We start from the raw sequence: 19,887 nt of genomic DNA, 5'->3' as shown, positions 1-19,887 counted from the left end.
AAATAATATTGTTATATTATAACATAACATTAAATCTAGTCATTGTTGTTCAAGCAAGGTAAAAATATGCGTCCAGATATCCATCCAGAGTATCGTGAAGTACTATTTCATGACACCAATGCCGATGTTTATTTCGTTATTGGCAGCACCATGAATTCCAGCCAGACCCGTGAATACGAAGGCAAAACTTACCCTTATGTCACTCTCGATATTTCAAGTGCGTCTCATCCCTTCTATACCGGTGAACAGCGTCAAACCAGTAATGAAGGCCGCGTAGCAAGCTTCAATAAACGTTTTGCACGCTTTAAACGCAGCTAAATCTTAATGTCTCATTTCTAAATCCTCTATTGTCAGGAAATCTCCCTAGTTTCCTGACTTTTTTATGCCTGCGCTAAAGCCAGCTGAGTCAGATAGAAACCAATTCCCAGTAGCAGTACACCGACAATCACACTGGATACGACATAACTGACAGCAATTGTTAGCGCCCCCTGTTTAAGTAGCTGAAAAGTTTCCAGACCAAAACTGGAAAAAGTAGTAAAACCGCCTAAGACCCCTACCATGAATAGCAGCCGTGCTTCATTCTGTAGAAAGCTGTATTTTTGGCTAAATGCAAAGAAGATCCCCGCACACAAACAACCGATAATATTGATCCACCAGGTCGGCCAAGGAAATAATATTTGCGGCTTGAAAATCAGCATACCTGTTGCATAACGCAGTGTCGCCCCGATTGCGCCGCCCATTGCCACCAAAAGCCAGTTCATGTCCTCTCCGTTATCCTTCAATCCTGAATACGTTATCAACCCTTATACTGGGCGAGAATAATGAATAACATCATGCACCTAAAATTGCACAATGAACATGGATCTTTGCCAAAAAATTGGTATATTCGACGCCATTCATATTTATTTAAGTTCTAAAGGAAAACTCCATGGCTCAGGAATTACTGGCTCAATTGGCAGCTGGCGAAGCAAAATTTGCTGATGTAATTGCATTCATTGATGCACGCTATCAGCACACACCAACAGCTTTTAAAAATGGGCAACAAGCCAATGCAGCTACTGAAAACCAGGGTAGTGCAAAAGTATTCTCTTTTGCTAAATTGAATGGTCTGGATCAGGCGCAAACCTTAAGTCTGTTTGCTGAACACTATGCCGCAGTACTGGCAACGCCTGAAGCGACCGACCACCAGAATATCCGTCAGTTCATGCTCAATGGCTGGGATGGTATTCAGTTTGAAGGCGAAGCGCTAGCTGCTAAATAAATGCTCAATCAAGCTATAAAAAAACCGCTCCTTTGAGCGGTTTTCTTTTTCTATAAATTGCCATGAATGAACTTTTATCACTAGCTACGTTGTACCTTTTCAATCCACTGAATTGAATTGACACGAAACACTTCACACGCGCCATCACCTGTATCAGTTGGAGTCAATGATGAGGTCCACACCAGATCTTTATCTCGCACTTCAACCAGCTCGCCTTTCAAGCGGACCAGATCACCACGTTTGACCTGTTTAATGGCTTTGGCAATCTGCGGATTGGCAGGAATGATATGCATATTGGATACCATCTGCATGGCCTGTGCTTTAGGCACTGGAATACGATCCATTTTCCAGTTCAGATAGCGGTCATACTGGTTTACCGTGATATGCCGGGCAATTTCTGGTTCAGCAAATAGTCCCCAACTTACTGCATAATCAATTGGAGAAAACTTGGCCTGCGGATCATTATTATAAATTTTTGAACCCAAGATCCGGAAATCACCTTTAAACGGCTGCAATACCGAAATTGACTGGCCTTTTGCCACGGGCGGCAAGCCTTTGGCAATATTATGTTCTACGGATGCTTGTGACAGCACCGGTAACATCAGACCCAGACACAGGGCAATATGCTTCATGCTTTTCAACCTCATCTTGCTTTTATCCCAACCATCTCAGTTCATCTGTTTACCAAATATCTTAGCGCGAACTTATGAAGGAAATAGTTGAAATTGGTAACAATGTGCTATGAATGAGTCGTACTAAAAATTATATTTACCAAGGAATTTTCGGTTAAGCTAAGCGCAATCCAGCAATAAATTGAACCTAAAATCATGCTGTATAAACTTTATCAAAAACACATTTTCCCGCACCTACTAAATCAGGTCATGCAAACCCCATCACTTATGAATCTGCGCCGTGAACTGCTACTTGGGGTTTCTGGTGAAGTTCTGGAAATCGGTTTCGGTACCGGGCTGAATCTGCCCTTCTATCAAGGCGTAGATACTGTCTATGCCTTAGAGCCAAGTACCGAAATTTTTAAATTAGGCCAAGAACGGATTCAGGCAGCGCCTTTTGTGGTTGAGCACATTCTTGCCAGTGCTGAAGCATTACCTTTTGATCGTGATCAGCTGGAAAATGTAGTTTCAACCTGGACTCTCTGCAGTATTCCTGATCTGCATCAAAGCCTGAAGGAGATTTACCGGGTACTGATGCCAGGTGGAACTTTGCATGTAGTAGAACATGTACTGAATCGGCAGAATCTGAACGTGCAGCGTTTACAGTATTTATTGACTCCGATTCAGAAGAAAGTCGCGGATGGCTGCCATCTTGATCGGGATATTGAAACTGCTTTACTTGAAGCTGGTTTTGAACTAGATGAAGTAAAATATATCGATGCCGCTGGTATTCCAAGTATTGGACAGCGTATGTTGCTGGCCCGGGCACGTAAGCCTGTTTGATGCATTAAATAAAATCAATTTACCTGAATAGCATGCACTTTAAGCAACTGACATTGGGCGCGATGTTTCGACCCGATTCCTGCCTGAAAAGCCTGACCTGTAGTACCCGACTGTACAGTGACAATGTCACCCTGAAGATGAATCTGCTGTCCTGATTTCAGATGGCGAATCTGATTGGCAATATTTTCATTGGTGGCAATCAGGCTAAAATGCTGTACATGGGTTTTAATTGCTTCCTGCTGCGCTGTATTGATCGCACCTTCAATCTGGAAGCAGCGTTTCGGCTGATCGAGCTGCAGTCTGGCCTGCATAGTGGGCAAAGGCTGAGTCGTCAGCAAGACATCAATATTGCTGACATAGGCCAGATCATTAAAACTGCCCACAAAGGGACTGGCCTGATGCAAAACCCGACGGTTTGGTTTGATGAACGATTTATCCAGCACTGTATACGTTGCTGAAACAGGCTGCACCGCTTCTACCTTAAAATTCTTAAGGACGCCGCTTTCTTCCAGATGAGGGATGGCGCGAAAATACTCTGACCAGACCCAGATCCCAAATGCGAATAGTGCTGCGGTAATCAGTAATTTATCCATATGATCTTTTCCTAATCCTCGAATTCTTCAAAATCGATACGGATGGTTTCAAAGCGTACCCGTCCTTCCTGAATTGCCCGGGCAATTGCCTGTTGCCCTTTGCTCAGCCGTGCGCCACCACTCTTGATATCGATCAGCACCACTTCAATATCTTCAGCCAGACCATCACCATCACGGAAGTCGGTATAACCATCGAAAACCACATAATCTACGGGATCACCCAGGAACTTTGCATCACTGGGTAAATATTGAAATTCAGGCATAATCGGTGCCAACTGTTCGGCCATTTTCCCCTTGAGTACAGCACGGCTGGTATTTACGCTACGCTTCTGGGCGGCGGTCAGAGCCTGCTGATGTTCCAGTTCCAGCTCGGCAATGTACTGTTCATATTCTGCCTTGATGCGGCCATTACGGCTTTGCCCCAGAATGAGTGTGGTCAGCACAATCCCGATACATGCTCCTATTAACATTGCCATCCATATGGACATTCAATCTTCCTTAATTTTCACTGAAGTTATGGGTAGATTCGACTGAAGTCGAGGTTTTCCGCCATCTGCCGATCAGAAAAGAATGATATGCTAGCAATGTACATAAATAAATCACCCCGACTCATGAAAACAATTTTAGTTGCAAATCAGAAAGGTGGTTGTGGCAAGACAATGACTGCCATCAGCCTAGCATCAGCACTGGCCCAAAAAGGTTACAAGGTTGCGCTTGCTGATGCCGATAACCAGAAGTCTGCACTGCAATGGCTAAAACATCGTCCTGAAAATGCTGCACCGATTCAGAGTCTGGACTGGCGTAGTCCTAAATCTATTGGCGATACACCCAAGAAAATCGAATACCTGATCATTGATGCACCCGGCGCCCTGAATGGCGATCATGCCGAGCAACTGGTCAGTGAAGCACATGCCATTATCATTCCTTTACAGCCTTCATTTTTTGATATCGATTCGACCCGCCGTTTTCTGAAACATCTTCAGGAGATCAAGCGGATTCGTAAAGGTAAAGTGCAGATCCTGCTTCTGGCAAATCGTAACAGGCCGAATGCAGCATCGAATCAGGAAATTCAGCAGTTCTTTGACCGGATTGAACAGCAGCCAGTGGCATGGATTTCTGAACGTGCACCGTATGGACGTCTGGCAATGGAAGGTCTGTCGATTTTCGATAAATCACAAAAAATGTACCGGGAAATGCAGGCACAATGGCAACCTGTATTAAATGCCATTATCGATGATCCAGCCCAATGGTTCTAAACTCGCAGCGTACGATATCTTTTTTTTGATAAAAGAATCCGTATAACTTTGTCAGTGTACATTTGCGCCCGGCTTTTTTTCAGTTAATATGCCTGACAGACCTAAGGAATGAGTCATTGAATTCAGTGCAACAATACGCGCCTACATTACAAAAAGTTTTATTGTTTGGATTATTTTTTATCCTACTTTATTTGAGTTTTAATGTACTCAAATACTTTATTGTACCTGTAGTTTGGGCAACCATTATTGCCTATATGACTTGGCCTCTGTATCAATCTATCAAACGCTCTGTCGGTTCAAGACCGAACCTGAGTGCGATTATCATGATGATTATGGTGACGCTGGTGGTCGGTATTCCACTGACATTTGCCATCTTCCTGCTGCAACATGAAGGTCGTAGCCTGTATTACGAATTACAGAAACAGGTCTTTTCTGGTCATCTCAATGTTCCAGACTTTATTCGTAATCTGCCCCTCGTAGGTAAGGAAATTTCCCGTACCTTACGTGATATCAATAACGACCCGAACAGCATTGTTCAGAATATTTCCATCTGGATTCAGGGGCACCTGAACTACGGTAAAGTGGTATTTAATGAAATCAGCAAAAACCTGATTAAGTTAGGTTTTGCGATGCTGTCTTTGTTCTTTTTCTACCGTGATGGCGAAATCATTCTGAAACAGGTCAGCAAAGCCTTAGAAAAAGTGATTGGCCCACGTGTGCATCATTATCTGGATACCATTTCTGATACCACGCGTGCCGTGGTCTATGGTGTCGGACTGACTGCAATTGCACAGGCCCTCCTTGCGGGTGTGAGTTACTTCGTCGCAGGTGTGCCAAACCCGATGGTTCTGACCATTATTACTTTTATTTTTGCCCTGATTCCGTTTGGCCCACCTATGGCGTATGGTGCAGTATCCCTCTGGCTATTTTCACAAGGTCAAACCATCGAAGCGATTGGCGTGATGGCATGGGGCGTCTGTATCGTCAGCACGGCCGATAACGTGATTCGTCCATTGGTCATTTCCGGCGCAACCCAGATTCCATTCCTGCTGATCATGTTTGGTGTACTTGGTGGTATTGCCAGCTTCGGTCTGATTGGGGTATTTATCGGTCCAGTGATTCTAGCTGTATTACTGGCGATCTGGCGTGAATGGCTGCATGAAAATGGCCAGAATGAACCGCTGATGATGCCGAAAGCCACGCTGGCCTATGATCTGGAAGAAGAAAAGAAAGATCCACCAACATCGTCACTTTAAGTGGTGTTGGCAGCGCTTATATCGCATTACAAAGCTAAAACATTTAAGTGCTTAATCCATATAGAATTGTCATAAATTCTCTGTTTCAATGAGGACACAAAATCAAAATAAGTATGGGATGCCATATCATGTCTGCATTGTTTAAGTCATCAATGTTCAAGTTATCTGCACTGGGTATCATCAGTGCGGCCCTGTTCACTGGTTGTGCAACCTCTTCGACTCAACCAAGTATCGACAATATGAAAGCGGTTACGGTAAATGCTGTATCTCCACAAGGTGTGGGTCAATCGATTGGTATGGTTTACCTGGCTGATAGTCCGGCGGGTCTGGTGATTCGTACTAATTTAAGCAACTTACCTGCGGGTGAACGTGGTTTCCATATCCATGAAAATGGTTCATGTGCCCCTGCTGAAAAAGACGGTAAAGTCGGCGCTGCAATTGCTGCGGGCGGTCACCTGAATACCAATCAGGCACCGAATCACGGTACGCCAATGAGTGGTCACCTCGGTGACTTGCCAGCGCTGAAAGTAGCTGCTGATGGTACTGCGAAAGTGACTGTGGTTGCACCACGCTTAAAGCTGGCTGATGTTCAAGGCCGTGCCATCATGGTTCATGCCGGTGGTGATAACTACTCTGATTCACCTAAACCACTTGGCGGTGGCGGTGACCGTATTGCCTGTGGCGTGATCTAATTCGTTGACTACAGCAAAGCACCTTCCCGGAGGTGCTTTTTTATGTCTTATAAATCATACAGATTATTTTACCAATATAAAAACACAGCTAAAACCAACTACACAACTCTGAATTATTTATTTTAAATACAATTACTTATAATTATAAAGCCTATTTATTCTGCTACTTATATCGGCTACACTCGTAGAGTTTCCAAATATTCTGACTTGCTTATGAACATCAAAACCCTACGCCTTGTTGGCCTGATTGAAGGTATTTCTTTCCTGCTGTTGTTATTTATTGCCATGCCAGTGAAGTACATGATGGACAATCCTGTTTTGGTGAAATATATCGGCATGGGGCATGGCGTGTTATTTATTCTTTTTCTGGTAGTACTATTTACGGTATGTGAAAAACAGAAATGGGCACTCAGTATGTTTATTATGGGCCTGATCGCTTCAATTCTGCCATTTGGGCCATTTATCTTTGATATGAAATTGAAAAAGCTGGAGCAGCCGGCTGAAGCTTAATTTGGGGATTGCAATCATTATCAAATGGTAATGGACATTCCCACTCCTTTTAGGAGATGAGCAGCACTGCAGCGCAAGGGTGAGGTTATTTTATTAATATTACCCTCTCTCTAACTCTCTCGCAGAGGGAGAGAGAACATTCAATACATTTTATCAAAGGGATATAAAGTAAATACTTTCATTTATATGAAAATTTAAAAAGGAGGGGCTTAAAACTCCCCTCTTTCCTTTCTTTCTGCTATCAGTGTCCTTAAACATGCTCTTGGAATGCCAAACCACAGTGCAATCAGCACAGTACAAGAAATACTATAACCCCAAATAGCATAAGCTTCATAAATCACCCGTACCAGCTCAATCACAGCGAAGAAGCTCAGCATCATCAGTACAGATAATGCAGCCGCTACGGTGCCCTTAGACACTTCAGAAGACATCAAAGCAAAACGGTAAATAACCGAAAAACTCAAGCCTTCGCCGAAACTGATTAGAGTCATGCCAAGAATCAGGCAGTGTACAAAATAGTCTGGAATAAACAGCCCCATGACGATGACCAATGTTCCAATAAACATCAGCGGGACGGCACGCATGACGGTGTGACCTAATGGCATTTTGTCGATGATTTTCAGCAGGACCAGATTACCTGCAATCAGGCCGCCCAAGACTGGAATCTGGGCCAAACCGTACTGCATACTGGTTAGACCCAAATGTTCCACCAGCATGACTGGAGACAGTGCAATCCACAGCATTAACGGCATGCAGATGGTAGGCAATGACATGGTTAGTGTTACAAAGCGCTTATTCTTTAGTACTTCTTTGAAGTCATCCCAGATATAACTCAGCGGCTGTTTAACCCGACTGATTTGAGGGTCAGGCATTTTCGCTTTAAGACCAAACCAGCTCAAAAAAGCCAAGAAGGCTATGCCGATAAAGCCCCAATGCCAGGATACATGCTCAATCATAAAGGCACCGAGCACAGGCCCCAACAATGGTGCGAGCAAAGACACATTTGCCATGAGTGCCATGACTTTAATGGCATCACGTTCTTCAAAGGTTTCCTGAATTGCGGCATAACCTACTGCACCGATCACAGACAGGCCGAAGCCTTGTAAAAAGCGCAGTGCAATAAAGCTTTCAATATTTGGAGCAAACAGAATTGCCAGACAAGTTATAACAAAGAAAGCGACACCACCGAGTAATACAGTTTTACGACCGAGTCGATCAGATAAGGGTCCAAGCACAGCCGCAATAAATGCCCCACCCAATAAATAAAAAGACATGGACGACGGCGCCCAGGTACTGCTCACACCAAATTCTTTGGTAATGGCGAGCATGGCGGGTTGTACCAGGTCATTGCCGATATAGACGGAGAACTCAAACAGTACCAGCGCCAACGGGAACATAATGGTGGCACGGGTGAGTTTTGTCGTTTGAATATTTTGCATGGAGGAGTTAAGGCTCATTTACTCTTTTTAGAATTTTTAAAAGAGCTGAATTTAAAAAATTGAGCGAAGTGTAGCAGAGTTTATTGTTTAAAGCTTTTTGGGTTAAGTCTATCTAAATATAACTATTTAATAACTTCTATAATTTGCGTATTTATAAATTTAAAATAAATTAAGCCATTCTTTAAAAAAAGAAAAAAGCGCATCCTTAAAATACGCTTTTAACTAAAACCTGTTTAAAGAGCAAACAATATTATGGACACGGCTCTTGCTGGAATTTTTTCTTATCATTTCCCCGCAAGCATTGATAAGCTTTCTGGGTATTGACCAGCTCCCACTGACGACCATCCAGTTTAAAGTGATAAATGGTTTGAATGGCTTTTACCGAATCATCTTTCAGTCCGGTTTCTGTCACTTTCACCTGACCTGCAGTAGGTGACTCTACATTATTAAAGAATTGACGTAGTTCCACTGTTGCAATGTTCTCACGCAGTTCAGGGCGCAATTTTAAAACCTGCTCTAGTGGGGTATCTGGTGACTGTAATTTAAAAATTGTATCCTGCGTCGTTGCACAACCACCTGTTACAGCCACACCCAAAGTCAAAGTTGCCAATAAAATTATTCGTAGCATGGTCTTGTTTCCATTGTTGTCTTTATTATCAAAAACTATGATGCCGGGCTTTCTTTTTGCCGACTATTGAGACAATGTAAATGCGATTACACAACAATAAAAAAAGCGCACCTTTCGATGCGCTTTTGTAAATTTGACCAGATTAAAGATCGAATAATTTACCCGGGTTCATGATGCCTTTCGGATCGAACACCTTTTTCAGGGCTTTCATATATTCGATTTCTTCAGCTGAACGTGAATATTCAAGATATGGCTTTTTGGTCATACCTACACCATGTTCCGCAGAAATTGAACCGTCATATTTTTTCACGGTATCAAATACGTACTTGTTTACGACCTGACATTTGGCAAAGAATTCATCTTTAGACAAATCAGCAGGTTTTAAGATGTTTAGGTGTAAGTTACCGTCACCGATATGACCGAACCAGCAGATCTCAAAGTCAGGATAGTTCTCAGAAACAATCGTATCAATTTCTTTAATAAATGCTGGGACGTGAGTGATCAGAACTGAAATGTCATTTTTGTATGGAATAAACGGTGCGATTGACTCAGAGATGTCTTCACGTAAACGCCATAAACTTTCTACCTGATCCAGGCTCTGGCTCATTACACCATCCAGTACCCAACCCTGCTCCATACAGTGTTCGAAGATTTCCATCGCCTTGTCCATAATCGGCTCAAATGGCGCTTCAAACTCAAGCAATACGTAGAATGGACATTCGGTTTCAAAGGGGCGCTGTACATGACCATTGGCCAAAACTTTTTGCATTGCCAGTTCACCAAAGAACTCAAATGCAGTCAGGTCAATTTTCGCCTGGAAGGCATGCAATAACGGCATGATCGCATCAAAGTCAGGTACACCCAGTACCATCACTTGTAAATCTTGTGGTTGACGTTCTAATTTAATTTCCGCTTCTGTCACCAGACCCAGCGTACCCTCACCACCGATGAATAAGTGTTGTAGCGCATAACCGGTCGCGTTCTTGATCATGCCTTTGTTCAAGCGCAGGATATCCCCTTTACCTGTCACGACAGTCAGACCAAGTACCCAGTTACGGGTCATGCCGTATTTAATTACTTTAATACCGCCAGCATTGGTCCCGATGTTACCGCCAATTTGCGATGAACCCGCAGACGCAAAATCTACCGGGTAGTACATCCCCTGTTCTTCCGCATAGTTTTGCAACTGTTCAGTCACGACACCTGCCTGCACGCGTACCATACGGTCTGCCGGGAAGAATTCCAGAATCTGGTTCATCTTGTCCATGCTGACTACGATCTCGCCATTGGCAGCCACTGCACCTGCAGAAAGACCAGTACGACCACCTGACGGTGTCACTGCAACATTAAATTGGTTCGCCAATTTTACGATGTCTTGAACCTGCTCAGTGGTTGATGGGAAAACGATGACTGACGGGTTTGGATCAAAGTGCTTAGTATGATCGCGACCCCAATTCTGGAGGCTGTCCGTATCGATTTTAATACGGTTTTCACCCACAATTGCAGTCAATTGGGTCAATAACTCAGGGGTTAAAGCGACTGGAGCATTCATCGTTTGCAGACCTAGCATGAAGTAAACAAGAGAGAGGTCGTCTGTTCATTTGCATATTTTTCAGGCATCAAGGCCTGTATGAAATTCAGACGATACATGACCATTAAAGCATCAAAACGGGCTGCTTTAAAAGCATGGCGCAATATTATAAGCTATTTTTAACCGATTCCCTGAAAAAATGACAATTTAGCTAATATACCTTTGAAAATGATAGTTTAATTCAACCAGAATCATCATTTTCACCAATATCACTTGCAAAAATACCTGATATTCACGTCACGAAGGAAATGTAAATCAGGTACTTTCCTATGCTATTATACCGCGACTAAATTTGGCCTTTGTAGCGGAGCCGTAATGAGCCAACATCTATCTCTACCTAAAGATAAAATCCGTTTTCTATTGCTAGAAGGCGTTCACCAGAACGCAATCGACACATTGAATGCAGCTGGATATACCAACATCGACTATCGCAAAACAGCGCTTGAGGGTGAAGCACTGAAAGAAGCGATCAAAGATGCGCACTTTATTGGTATCCGTTCCCGTACTCAGCTCACTGAAGAAGTGTTTGAAGCTGCGAACAAACTGATCGCGGTAGGATGTTTCTGTATCGGTACCAACCAGGTAAATCTGGATGCAGCAATGCGTCGTGGTATTCCGGTATTCAACGCACCATATTCAAATACTCGTTCGGTTGCTGAACTTGTACTTGCTGAAGCAATTCTTCTTCTTCGCCGTGTACCTGAAAAATCAACAGATACACATGCAGGCGGCTGGAACAAATCTGCTGTAGGTTCATTCGAAACGCGTGGTAAGACTTTAGGTATCGTAGGTTACGGTTCAATCGGCTCACAACTTTCTGTGCTTGCTGAAAGCATGGGTATGAAAGTCATCTACTTCGATACAGTGACTAAATTACCTTTAGGTAATGCACGTCAGGTCGGTTCATTAGGTGAACTTTTGGCAAATGCTGACGTGGTATCTCTACACGTGCCAGATGTTCCGTCTACACGTAATTTCATGACCAAAGACCAGTTCGCGCAAATGAAAGAAGGTTCTATCTTCATTAACGCGGCACGTGGTACCTGTGTTGTGATCGAAGACCTGGCGGATGCACTGAAATCAGGTCACCTTGCAGGTGCCGCGGTTGACGTATTCCCGAAAGAGCCGAAAGCGAACGGTGAAGAATTCGTTTCTCCACTGCGTAACATTCCAAACGTGATTCTGACTCCACACGTGGGCGGTTCTACTATGGAAGCTCAGGCGAATATTGGTCTGGAAGTTGCTGAAAAATTCGTGGCTTATTCTGACAAAGGTATGACACTTTCTGCGGTGAACTTCCCAGAAATTGCGCTTCCATTGACTGAAGGCAAACACCGTCTGCTTCACATCCACAAAAACATCCCGGGTGTTCTGTCTAAGATTAACAATCTGTTTGCTGAACACGGCATCAACATCTCTGGTCAGTCTTTAATGACCAAAGGTGATGTAGGTTACCTCGTGATGGATGTAGATGCGACTGCATCTAAAGAAGCACTTGATACGCTACACGAAGTTGAAGGCACGATCCGCGTACGCGTATTGTTCTAATTCAACTACTGAAAAAACCGCAGGCTTCGGTCTGCGGTTTTTTTATTTTTTAGGGATTTATTTTCCCTGAGTACAGTCCGCTCCTGTGCACAGTATTCGATTACTTCGAAGCCAAATTTAGTCATGCCAGATTTTAAAATTGCACCGATGGTGCAAGCGCCGTTAATTCTACTGATCGCCATGATCAGTATGCAAAGCAGTGGTTCTTTTGCCAAATATCTGTTTGGCCAGTTCCCGATTCTGACGGTTTCCGTAATGCGCCTGCTTTTAGGTGTAGCCGTGTTGGCGTTGATTTTTAAGATCTGGCAAATCAATTTCCGTCAGGTGAAATGGTCAGCGATTATCAGTTATGGCTTAGCTCTGGCTGGCATGAATATGCTGTTCTATCTGGCGATTGATCGCCTGCCACTTGGTATTGCGGTTTCTTTTGAATTTATTGGACCACTCAGTGTGGCGCTATTTCATGCTCGGCAAAAGTTTGATTTTATCTGGGTCGGACTGGCAATTCTGGGACTGGTGCTGCTGTTTCCCTTTGATCAGGCCGCACAGCCGCTTGATCCGATTGGTATTCTATTTGCCTTGAGTGCAGGTGCCTGCTGGGCACTGTATATCGTCGCGGGACAAAAGCCTTCCGGGGTTTCCGGCAACCATACCGTGTGCTTAGGCATGTTTGTCGGTATGCTGGTACTGATGCCAATTGCACTCTTTGCAGGAATGCCAGCTCATACTTTTGAACCAATCAGCCTGATGTACTTTTTAGCTCTGGCAATATTGGCCAGTGCATTGCCCTTTACCCTGGAAATGATTGCACTTAGAAATTTAACCGCTTTGAGTTTTGGAACCTTGATGAGTCTGGAACCTGCAATTGCAGCATTTTCCGGTTTTATCTTTTTGGGTGAAACTTTATTATGGACCCAATGGCTGGCATTAGGCACAATCATTAGCGCTTCAATTGGCTGTACAGTGACCATGCAAAAGCGCAAAAATAAAAATATTTAAATCATTGATCATTTTCTACTGTAGGAATTTTTAAATTCAAAGTTTTGCGCAGTGATTTTTACACTTTGAATTTAAAATTTTCTGGTCATTTATGGAGCTTAAAAATTTAAATTCATTTGCTTTAAATTTAAGGCAACTGTTCACAAAATATTCTTTCCGCCTACTCATCAAAAATTAACCAGTTTGCTATAATCTGCCTTTCTCCCTGACCTGAATTCTGTGCCTGCCTGGCATATCAAACTCCCATGCCAAACGCCCAACTCCTTGCTGTGTTGTACATGGTTTTATCCATGACTTCATACCAGATCAGTGCATCCTTCGCGAAGCAATTATTTACTGTACTGGACCCGCTGACAGTAACCATTTTGCGTCTATGTTTTGCCGCCATTATTGTCTGTGTGATGTTCCGTTCCTGGAAAATTATCTCGCGACTCCCCTATCTCAAATGGAAAGATTTACTCTGCTACAGTGCAGCACTTGGCCTGATGAATATCCTGTTTTATATGTCACTGGGCAGACTGCCTCAAGGGATTGCAGTCGGCCTGGAATTTGTAGGACCGCTAGGGCTGGCACTGTTATCGATTAAAAATCGCAGTGATTATATCTGGGTAATTCTGGCCATTTTAGGAATCGCATTGATGGTGCCATGGGGACAAGCTGCCAATCATCAGTTTGACCTGCTGGGTGCTGCCTGTGCATTAGGTGCTGGTCTATGCTGGGCCTTCTATATTTTCTTTGGTCAGCGTGTGGTACAGCAGAATATGGGTATGCATGCCCTGACCATTGCCATCAGTATTTCTGCGCTATGTTTACTTCCATTCGGACTATATCACAATGCGGCAGCAATTCTCGATACCCAGCAGTGGGGCAAAGCCATTACTATTGCAATTCTGGCAACAGCGATTCCCTATGCGCTGGATCTGAAAGCACTTAAACAGCTGAACAAGATGAGCTATGGCACACTGTCCAGCCTTTCTCCTGCGCTGGCAGCCTTAACCGGTTTTATCCTGCTTGGTGAACGTATCGGCGTATTACAATGGATTGCTTTGGCCTGTATTATGCTGGCTTCTGTCGGGGTCACATTGCGTGCTGCACGTCAGGCTAGAAAAGAAAAACTCAGTTAGAAATATAAAAGGATAATATTATGGGAATTGTCGCTGAATTTAAAAAATTTGATGCAGAACTTAAGAATTCTAACTGGTCTGTATCTGCTATAAACTCGAAAAATGAACTTATAGTAAGCTTATGGGGCCATGCACCCCTACTAACAAAACATCCCATCGAAAGAAAACAGATTTATAAAGATCGTATAGATCGATGGTCTGGACATGGACGTAATGAATTTAAAGTAAATTTAGATTTAGCATATTCCTCTAAATTACCTATTCGCCCCATTATTGTAATGCTTAATAATTTTTCTGATTTTAAATACATATTAAGTGGGCATGATGCTAGCCAGTATCCAAAAAGATTTAATGCGAAGACCAATTGGATTGGTAAGTTAATTCATTGGGACAATACTAATTTTGAAATCGAATTCCAATTAGAAAATAAATAAAAAAAGATGGCTGTTCAGCCATCTTTTTTATATTCTAAGTTTTGAATTTAAAACTTAACTTTGTACCAGCATGTCTTTTTTCATGTCTTTATAACGCTGGTATTCATTCTTGTACTGTACAGCTAAAGTGGTCTTTTGCTCTTCTCCAAGAATTTTACCTGCCTGCTGAAAGAAGCCATGTTCTTCTTCTTTTAAGTGATGATGAACCTTTTCTGAAAGTCTTTTGGCAATCGCAATCCAGCCCGGATTACTAAATTCGGTTGCAGTCAGCTCTTCAATCATCTCATCCATTTCATGATGTTCTGCCAAGGCATGACGGGTAATATTCAATCCCGAATCAGTCATCATCAATGGAATATAGAAATAGCGGTCTTCTGCGGTTTCATGGGCAAAGAGTTCGTTTTTAAGCTGCTTGAACAACTCACGGCGTTCTGCCGTATCCCCGGAAGTTTGTAATAATTTTTCAGCGAGATCACGCTGAATTTCATGACTTTCCCTGAGTGCTTCAAAAATGGTGGTCATGTAATTTTTCTCCTGTTTTTGTCATGCCTTTTTGCATCATAAAGAGGAAATGGCATGGATTCAGGAGGTTTTATAAGTAGAAATTGTATAAAAAACTTTAATATCGAGAATGGTTTACATCTATTTTTAAATCAAAAACATCTGATAAGCCATCCGGCAGATCAGCAAACTGACCAGTATGAGAAACAGAATCCGGATAAAACCGCTGCCATATTTAAAGGCCAGTTTCACCCCAACAATCGAGCCTGCAATATTCGCCACCGCCATCATAGCACCGACCATAAACAGCACATGACCTGTTGGAATAAAAAAACTCAGTGCAGCCAGATTCGTAGTGAAATTGGCAATTTTCGAAAGTGCTGACGCATGTAAAAAATCCACGCTCAGATAACGGATAAAGAAAAAGATAAAGAAACTGCCCGTGCCCGGACCAAAAATTCCGTCATAAAACCCGATCATCAAGCTACCAATGGCAGCGAACATCAGCATTTTCCGTGTCAATTTTTGCTCGACATGTACCCGGCCGAACTGTTTTTTCATGAAAGTATAGACCGCGATCACGATCAGCATGACCAGCACAAAAGGCTTGAGAATGTCGACCGGAATTAGCGTGACACTGGCCGCGCCAGCAAAAGAACTGATATAGCTACACAAGGCAACTACGCCGAGCAAAGCCCACGGCAATTTTACCTGTCGCAAATAGGAAAGTGCCGCGGAGGCGGTGCCGAAAATGGAAGCCAGCTTATTGGTGCCGAACACGGTCGCTGGCTGCAGATACGGTAGGCTGCTCATAATCGCTGGAATCTGGATCAGACCACCACCACCGACGGCGGCATCAATTGCCCCTGCCATAAAGGCAAAGCTAATCAGGCTGATGATGATCTCGATGTCCATATCAACTTTCTCTTAATATTTACTAGAGATTTAACACACGCTTCGGCACCAGACGCTTACGATCAGTAATTTCTGCCAGACCTAGACATTTCTCACCGTCAAATACCAGCACTTGTGGCTCTACCGGATGGTCAATATTACTTTCCATACCACGGCTAAAATATTCAGCACGGCCTTCTGGGGCTTGAACCTGCGGAAAATGCTGCACGGGCGCATAAGCCGGTAGCAATAAAGCTTCACGCTCTTCTTCGCTCAGGCTTTCCAGATATTCAATGGTATAACTTGGAATGATGTCAAAATGACCCGTTTGCGTACGATGCAAATAAGTCAGATGACCATAAGTACCCAATGCCTTGGCAATATCTTCACCCAGTACACGGATATATGTGCCTTTAGAACAGGTCACGTCCAGCGTGATGCTATTTTCAGTAAAAGATAAAAGTTCGATGGCATAAATGGTAATTGGACGCGCTTCACGCTCAATTTCAATACCTTTACGCGCCAGCTCATACAGTGGACGACCTTCTTTTTTCAGTGCTGAATACATCGGTGGTACTTGCTGGATTTCACCAACAAATTGGGCAATCGTATCCTTGATTAGCTGTTCATTCAGTTCAGGAACATCTTGTTCAAGCAGGATTTCCCCTTCGACATCACCGGTAGTCGTGCTATGACCTAGAAAAATAGTCGTTTGATAACGCTTGGTTGAATCCAGCAGATAATGCGAAAACTTGGTCGCCTCTCCCAGACAGACTGGCAGTAAACCAGATGCCAGTGGATCCAGCGCACCTGTGTGTCCGGCTTTTTGCGCACGATATAGCCAGCGTACTTTTTGCAGTGCAGCATTTGAGCTGATGCCTAGAGGCTTATTTAACAGGAACACACCGCTGATATGACGACGCTGAATTTTAGGAGATGAAGATTTCATGGCAAAAAATCAGACAATTTTTAAGTTGGCGCAATGGTAAAACCCTGGTCAATGTTTTACAACTTTTCTATGCTATTCAATCTGTATTTATGGCATATTGAGCCGATTCATTTCTTGATAATAATTGAAGAAAAACAAAATAAAGGTGCATAGGACATGCAGAAATATAAAATATGGATCATTGTTGCTTTAGTGATCCTGTGTCTGGTCACGCTGTTACTGTGGCTTTCCCCTCAGGATGAAAAGCAGACTTCGAATGAACCAGGTAGCGCTCAGCCAGCCATACTAGATAGGGAAGCAAACGCCCTGAATGTCAGTGTCCAGAACAATACTTTTTTTGCCAGCGCCAGCCAGCAGGATACCGAAATCAACTGTCAGATGCAGCTGGATAGCAGTAATCGCCTGATCGTGAATGAACAGACCCGCAACTGTTTTGAATATTTCATTACCCAGTACGGTGAAAAAACCATTGAACAGATTCAGCAGGACTTTAAGACCTATATTTCTCAAAACCACAAAGAGCCTGCCCTGTCCCAGATTCTGGATCTGTGGGATCGTTATATGCAGTATCGTCAAAGTCTTGGTGAAATAACCCCACCTGCCGGTCTGAATCAGGAAGATCCTGCCTATTACCGCAGTATCTATACCAGCACCCAGAATCTGCGTAAACGATTTTTCTCTAATTATGAAATTGAAGGGCTGTTTGGCACTGAAGATACTTATCATGAATATACACTGGACCGTATGGCAGTTCTGGCAGATAAGAACTTAAGTGAAGCTGAAAAAGCACAGAAACTGAAAGAACTATTTCAGCAGCTTCCAGAAGATTGGCAGGAAAATCTGGAGCAGCTCAATAAGCTGGAAGATCTACGCAAACTGACCGCAGATATTAAAGCGCGTGGTGGCTCGTCTGCAGAAATCCGCCAGATGCGTTTAAACCTGGTGGGCCCTGAAGCCACACAACGTCTGGAAAATCTGGATAGTAAACGCACGAGCTGGAAGTCCAGTGTGACCAGCTATTTAAATGAGCGTGATAGCATCATGCAAAGCGGCCTGAATGACAGTGCCAAGCAAAAAGCAGTTCAAGAGCTACGTGCGCAGCATTTCAAAAAACCGGAAGAACGTCTACGTGTAGAAACTTTTGAACAGGTACATGATCAGGGAGGTAAGCTACCCTTCGCAGATTAAGCCTGAAAGCCATCACCTGTTGATGGCTTTTTTATCAATGCCATTTGGACAATTTTGTACTTGACCTTCAAGGAGCTACTTCTATGATTGTTTCAAAATATTTTCTTTTACATAAATTTACTTAAGCAAATTATAAATATTTCAAAGACTTTTTATTTAAATACATGTGTATATAAAAAATACACTTAAAATTAAACTTCCTTCCGTCAAACATGTCCCCAAATGACATGGTTTCAGACAGCTAAAATGAAAAAATACCGCTACTTTCAAAGAAAAATGGCTCAGTCACTCAAGGCTAAGACTGTATTTTATTTTAAAACGTCTGATGGTGTGGGCTACATCACTCTAGAAAAGCAATGATTGCTTGAATAATGATAAAATTAAAAAGGGACGGTTATGCGTACTTTCAACAAGACAGCACAGTTACTGACTGTGACTTTAGCAGCGGCTTTGGGCTTAAGCTTTGCTGCACAAACCCAGGCAGCGGCAAGTGCCACACAAGTTATCGAAAAGACCAAGTCCGATTATGCCAAAACCAAATATCCGATCTTGATGGTACATGGATGGCTAGGCTGGTCACGCATTGGTACCGATAGCATCGGACTGGATTACTGGTATCAGATTCTGCCTGATATGGCTCGTAATGGCTCGAACGTATTTGCTGCACAATTGTCTCCGGCAAATACCACGATGCATCGCGGTGAACAACTGATTCATCAGGTTGAAGATGTTCTGGCCATTACCGGCAAGAAAAAACTGAACTTGATTGGTCATTCCCATGGTGGGCCGACGGTACTCTATGTTGCAGCGACCCAACCGCAGTATATCGCTTCGATTACCGGCGTGGCAGGCACCTACCACGGTTCCAAAGTCGCAGATGATATCCAGAACAATAGCCTGAGCCGTACTGCCTTCAATATTCTAGGTGATTATATTGTTGGACCTTTGATTGCACTCGGTCAGTTGAAGCCGGAACTGGAAATTGATTTTGATGCCTCCATGAAATCTCTGACCCAGACCGGATCTAATACCTTTAATGCCACCGTGGCACAGCAAATGGTGAAAGATGGTGTATTGGCTTCCACCGAAAACTGTAATAAAAATTTAAAACAGAAAGACAGTAAAGGCATTCATTACTATTCCTGGACAGGCGTAGCCCAAGCCACCAATGCTCTGGATATTGATACGATCCTGATGCAGTTAGGCCCTTTATCGTATGGCAATAAAGACAATGATGGCATGGTGTCACGTTGTAGCGCATTCATGGGTAAAGTCATCCATGACCAGTACAAACTTAACCATACTGATCTGGCCAATATGATGTTTGGTCTGAAAGGAATGTTTGCACCAGATCCGGTTGCGCTCTATCGCCAGCACGCCAACCGACTCAAATTACAGGGCTTATAACGCGAGTGCCTATATTTCCAGTGAAATATAGGCTTTTTTTCTGATTCTTTTTTTATTTGGTTTATCCGTGATCTAAAAGCTGTAATGGAAAAATAATAGATCACTTAAGTTTTTGCTGTGGGTTTCCCGATTGGCTGACCCTTATTTTTTAATCAAGTAGTAC

General features: G+C 43.2%; 23 protein-coding genes. 13 read left to right on the top strand and 10 right to left on the bottom strand.

Annotated elements, in window-relative coordinates; translation table 11 throughout:
- Positions 1-66: 66 nt before the first annotated feature.
- Positions 67-318, top strand: a complete 252-nt coding sequence (locus FSC11_RS01715) for a type B 50S ribosomal protein L31 (protein ID WP_004809889.1) — start codon at positions 67-69, stop codon at positions 316-318.
- A gap of 62 nt (positions 319-380) precedes the next feature.
- On the opposite strand, the gene crcB is transcribed toward FSC11_RS01715, so the two are convergent.
- A complete protein-coding gene (gene crcB, locus FSC11_RS01710) occupies positions 381-761 on the bottom strand; it encodes a fluoride efflux transporter CrcB (protein WP_163164799.1) in 381 nt (126 codons plus the stop codon).
- Between the two features lie 167 nt (positions 762-928).
- Here crcB and FSC11_RS01705 point away from each other — a divergent pair, with 167 nt between their 5' ends.
- Positions 929-1,261, top strand: a complete 333-nt coding sequence (locus tag FSC11_RS01705) for a HopJ type III effector protein (protein ID WP_004896192.1) — start codon at positions 929-931, stop codon at positions 1,259-1,261.
- 80 nt (positions 1,262-1,341) lie between these two features.
- Here the strand turns inward: FSC11_RS01705 and FSC11_RS01700 are convergent, their stop codons facing one another.
- Entirely contained in the window at positions 1,342-1,893 is a 552-nt protein-coding gene (locus FSC11_RS01700; RefSeq protein WP_004809895.1) for a hypothetical protein, read from the bottom strand.
- Positions 1,894-2,088: 195 nt separating this feature from the next.
- On the opposite strand from FSC11_RS01700, the gene FSC11_RS01695 reads away from it, so the two are divergent.
- Positions 2,089-2,715: a class I SAM-dependent methyltransferase gene (locus FSC11_RS01695; protein ID WP_163164797.1), complete on the top strand. Its 627-nt coding sequence runs from the start codon at positions 2,089-2,091 to the stop codon at positions 2,713-2,715.
- Positions 2,716-2,729: 14 nt separating this feature from the next.
- Here the strand turns inward: FSC11_RS01695 and FSC11_RS01690 are convergent, their stop codons facing one another.
- Both FSC11_RS01690 and FSC11_RS01685 read right to left on the bottom strand, forming a co-directional pair.
- A complete protein-coding gene (locus tag FSC11_RS01690) occupies positions 2,730-3,308 on the bottom strand; it encodes a hypothetical protein (RefSeq protein WP_163164795.1) in 579 nt (192 codons plus the stop codon).
- Positions 3,309-3,319: 11 nt separating this feature from the next.
- Entirely contained in the window at positions 3,320-3,796 is a 477-nt protein-coding gene (locus FSC11_RS01685; protein WP_004809901.1) for a Holliday junction resolvase-like protein, read from the bottom strand.
- Positions 3,797-3,919: 123 nt separating this feature from the next.
- Between FSC11_RS01685 and FSC11_RS01680 the strand changes: the two genes are divergently transcribed.
- The 4 genes from FSC11_RS01680 to FSC11_RS01665 all read left to right on the top strand — a co-directional run bounded on the left by FSC11_RS01680 (position 3,920) and on the right by FSC11_RS01665 (position 7,022).
- Complete coding sequence (locus FSC11_RS01680) at positions 3,920-4,564, top strand: ParA family protein (protein WP_163164793.1); 645 nt, start codon at positions 3,920-3,922, stop codon at positions 4,562-4,564.
- 116 nt (positions 4,565-4,680) lie between these two features.
- The gene (locus FSC11_RS01675; RefSeq protein WP_163164791.1) at positions 4,681-5,820 is read left to right on the top strand and encodes an AI-2E family transporter; all 1,140 of its coding nucleotides are present in this window, start codon (positions 4,681-4,683) and stop codon (positions 5,818-5,820) included.
- A 128-nt stretch (positions 5,821-5,948) separates the two neighbouring features.
- Complete coding sequence (gene sodC / locus FSC11_RS01670) at positions 5,949-6,512, top strand: superoxide dismutase family protein (RefSeq protein WP_004809907.1); 564 nt, start codon at positions 5,949-5,951, stop codon at positions 6,510-6,512.
- Between the two features lie 213 nt (positions 6,513-6,725).
- A complete protein-coding gene (locus tag FSC11_RS01665; RefSeq protein WP_163164789.1) occupies positions 6,726-7,022 on the top strand; it encodes a DUF3817 domain-containing protein in 297 nt (98 codons plus the stop codon).
- A gap of 209 nt (positions 7,023-7,231) precedes the next feature.
- Here the strand turns inward: FSC11_RS01665 and craA are convergent, their stop codons facing one another.
- From craA to FSC11_RS01650, 3 genes are all read right to left on the bottom strand, one after another.
- On the bottom strand, positions 7,232-8,461 hold the full coding sequence (gene craA, locus FSC11_RS01660; protein WP_163164787.1) for a chloramphenicol efflux MFS transporter CraA: 1,230 nt from the start codon (positions 8,459-8,461) through the stop codon (positions 7,232-7,234).
- A gap of 250 nt (positions 8,462-8,711) precedes the next feature.
- The gene (locus FSC11_RS01655) at positions 8,712-9,089 is read right to left on the bottom strand and encodes a hypothetical protein (RefSeq protein WP_163164784.1); all 378 of its coding nucleotides are present in this window, start codon (positions 9,087-9,089) and stop codon (positions 8,712-8,714) included.
- 142 nt (positions 9,090-9,231) lie between these two features.
- Positions 9,232-10,641, bottom strand: coding sequence for an FAD-binding oxidoreductase (locus FSC11_RS01650; RefSeq protein ID WP_163164782.1), 1,410 nt, complete (start codon positions 10,639-10,641; stop codon positions 9,232-9,234).
- A 354-nt stretch (positions 10,642-10,995) separates the two neighbouring features.
- On the opposite strand from FSC11_RS01650, the gene serA reads away from it, so the two are divergent.
- The 4 genes from serA to FSC11_RS01630 all read left to right on the top strand — a co-directional run bounded on the left by serA (position 10,996) and on the right by FSC11_RS01630 (position 14,785).
- The gene (gene serA, locus FSC11_RS01645; RefSeq protein WP_004809918.1) at positions 10,996-12,228 is read left to right on the top strand and encodes a phosphoglycerate dehydrogenase; all 1,233 of its coding nucleotides are present in this window, start codon (positions 10,996-10,998) and stop codon (positions 12,226-12,228) included.
- Positions 12,229-12,351: 123 nt separating this feature from the next.
- Positions 12,352-13,227 (top strand): EamA family transporter, encoded by an 876-nt coding sequence (locus FSC11_RS01640; RefSeq protein WP_163164780.1) that lies wholly within the window; start codon positions 12,352-12,354, stop codon positions 13,225-13,227.
- A gap of 245 nt (positions 13,228-13,472) precedes the next feature.
- Positions 13,473-14,351: an EamA family transporter gene (locus tag FSC11_RS01635; protein ID WP_163164778.1), complete on the top strand. Its 879-nt coding sequence runs from the start codon at positions 13,473-13,475 to the stop codon at positions 14,349-14,351.
- A 20-nt stretch (positions 14,352-14,371) separates the two neighbouring features.
- Positions 14,372-14,785, top strand: coding sequence for a hypothetical protein (locus FSC11_RS01630; protein ID WP_163164776.1), 414 nt, complete (start codon positions 14,372-14,374; stop codon positions 14,783-14,785).
- Positions 14,786-14,839: 54 nt separating this feature from the next.
- Here the strand turns inward: FSC11_RS01630 and FSC11_RS01625 are convergent, their stop codons facing one another.
- From FSC11_RS01625 to truB, 3 genes are all read right to left on the bottom strand, one after another.
- Complete coding sequence (locus FSC11_RS01625; RefSeq protein WP_076754444.1) at positions 14,840-15,307, bottom strand: hemerythrin domain-containing protein; 468 nt, start codon at positions 15,305-15,307, stop codon at positions 14,840-14,842.
- 126 nt (positions 15,308-15,433) lie between these two features.
- Positions 15,434-16,201: a sulfite exporter TauE/SafE family protein gene (locus FSC11_RS01620; protein ID WP_163164774.1), complete on the bottom strand. Its 768-nt coding sequence runs from the start codon at positions 16,199-16,201 to the stop codon at positions 15,434-15,436.
- Positions 16,202-16,223: 22 nt separating this feature from the next.
- The gene (truB, locus tag FSC11_RS01615; RefSeq protein ID WP_163164772.1) at positions 16,224-17,129 is read right to left on the bottom strand and encodes a tRNA pseudouridine(55) synthase TruB; all 906 of its coding nucleotides are present in this window, start codon (positions 17,127-17,129) and stop codon (positions 16,224-16,226) included.
- A gap of 156 nt (positions 17,130-17,285) precedes the next feature.
- Here truB and FSC11_RS01610 point away from each other — a divergent pair, with 156 nt between their 5' ends.
- Both FSC11_RS01610 and FSC11_RS01605 read left to right on the top strand, forming a co-directional pair.
- Positions 17,286-18,317: a lipase secretion chaperone gene (locus FSC11_RS01610; protein WP_163164770.1), complete on the top strand. Its 1,032-nt coding sequence runs from the start codon at positions 17,286-17,288 to the stop codon at positions 18,315-18,317.
- A 396-nt stretch (positions 18,318-18,713) separates the two neighbouring features.
- The gene (locus FSC11_RS01605; protein WP_163164768.1) at positions 18,714-19,724 is read left to right on the top strand and encodes a lipase family alpha/beta hydrolase; all 1,011 of its coding nucleotides are present in this window, start codon (positions 18,714-18,716) and stop codon (positions 19,722-19,724) included.
- Positions 19,725-19,887: the final 163 nt, after the last annotated feature.

It is taken from the genome of Acinetobacter schindleri (assembly GCF_010918895.1).
Taxonomy (GTDB): domain Bacteria; phylum Pseudomonadota; class Gammaproteobacteria; order Pseudomonadales; family Moraxellaceae; genus Acinetobacter; species Acinetobacter schindleri.
Note: the sequence above shows the minus strand (reverse complement) of the source record. Positions and strands in the feature narration are given on the sequence as shown.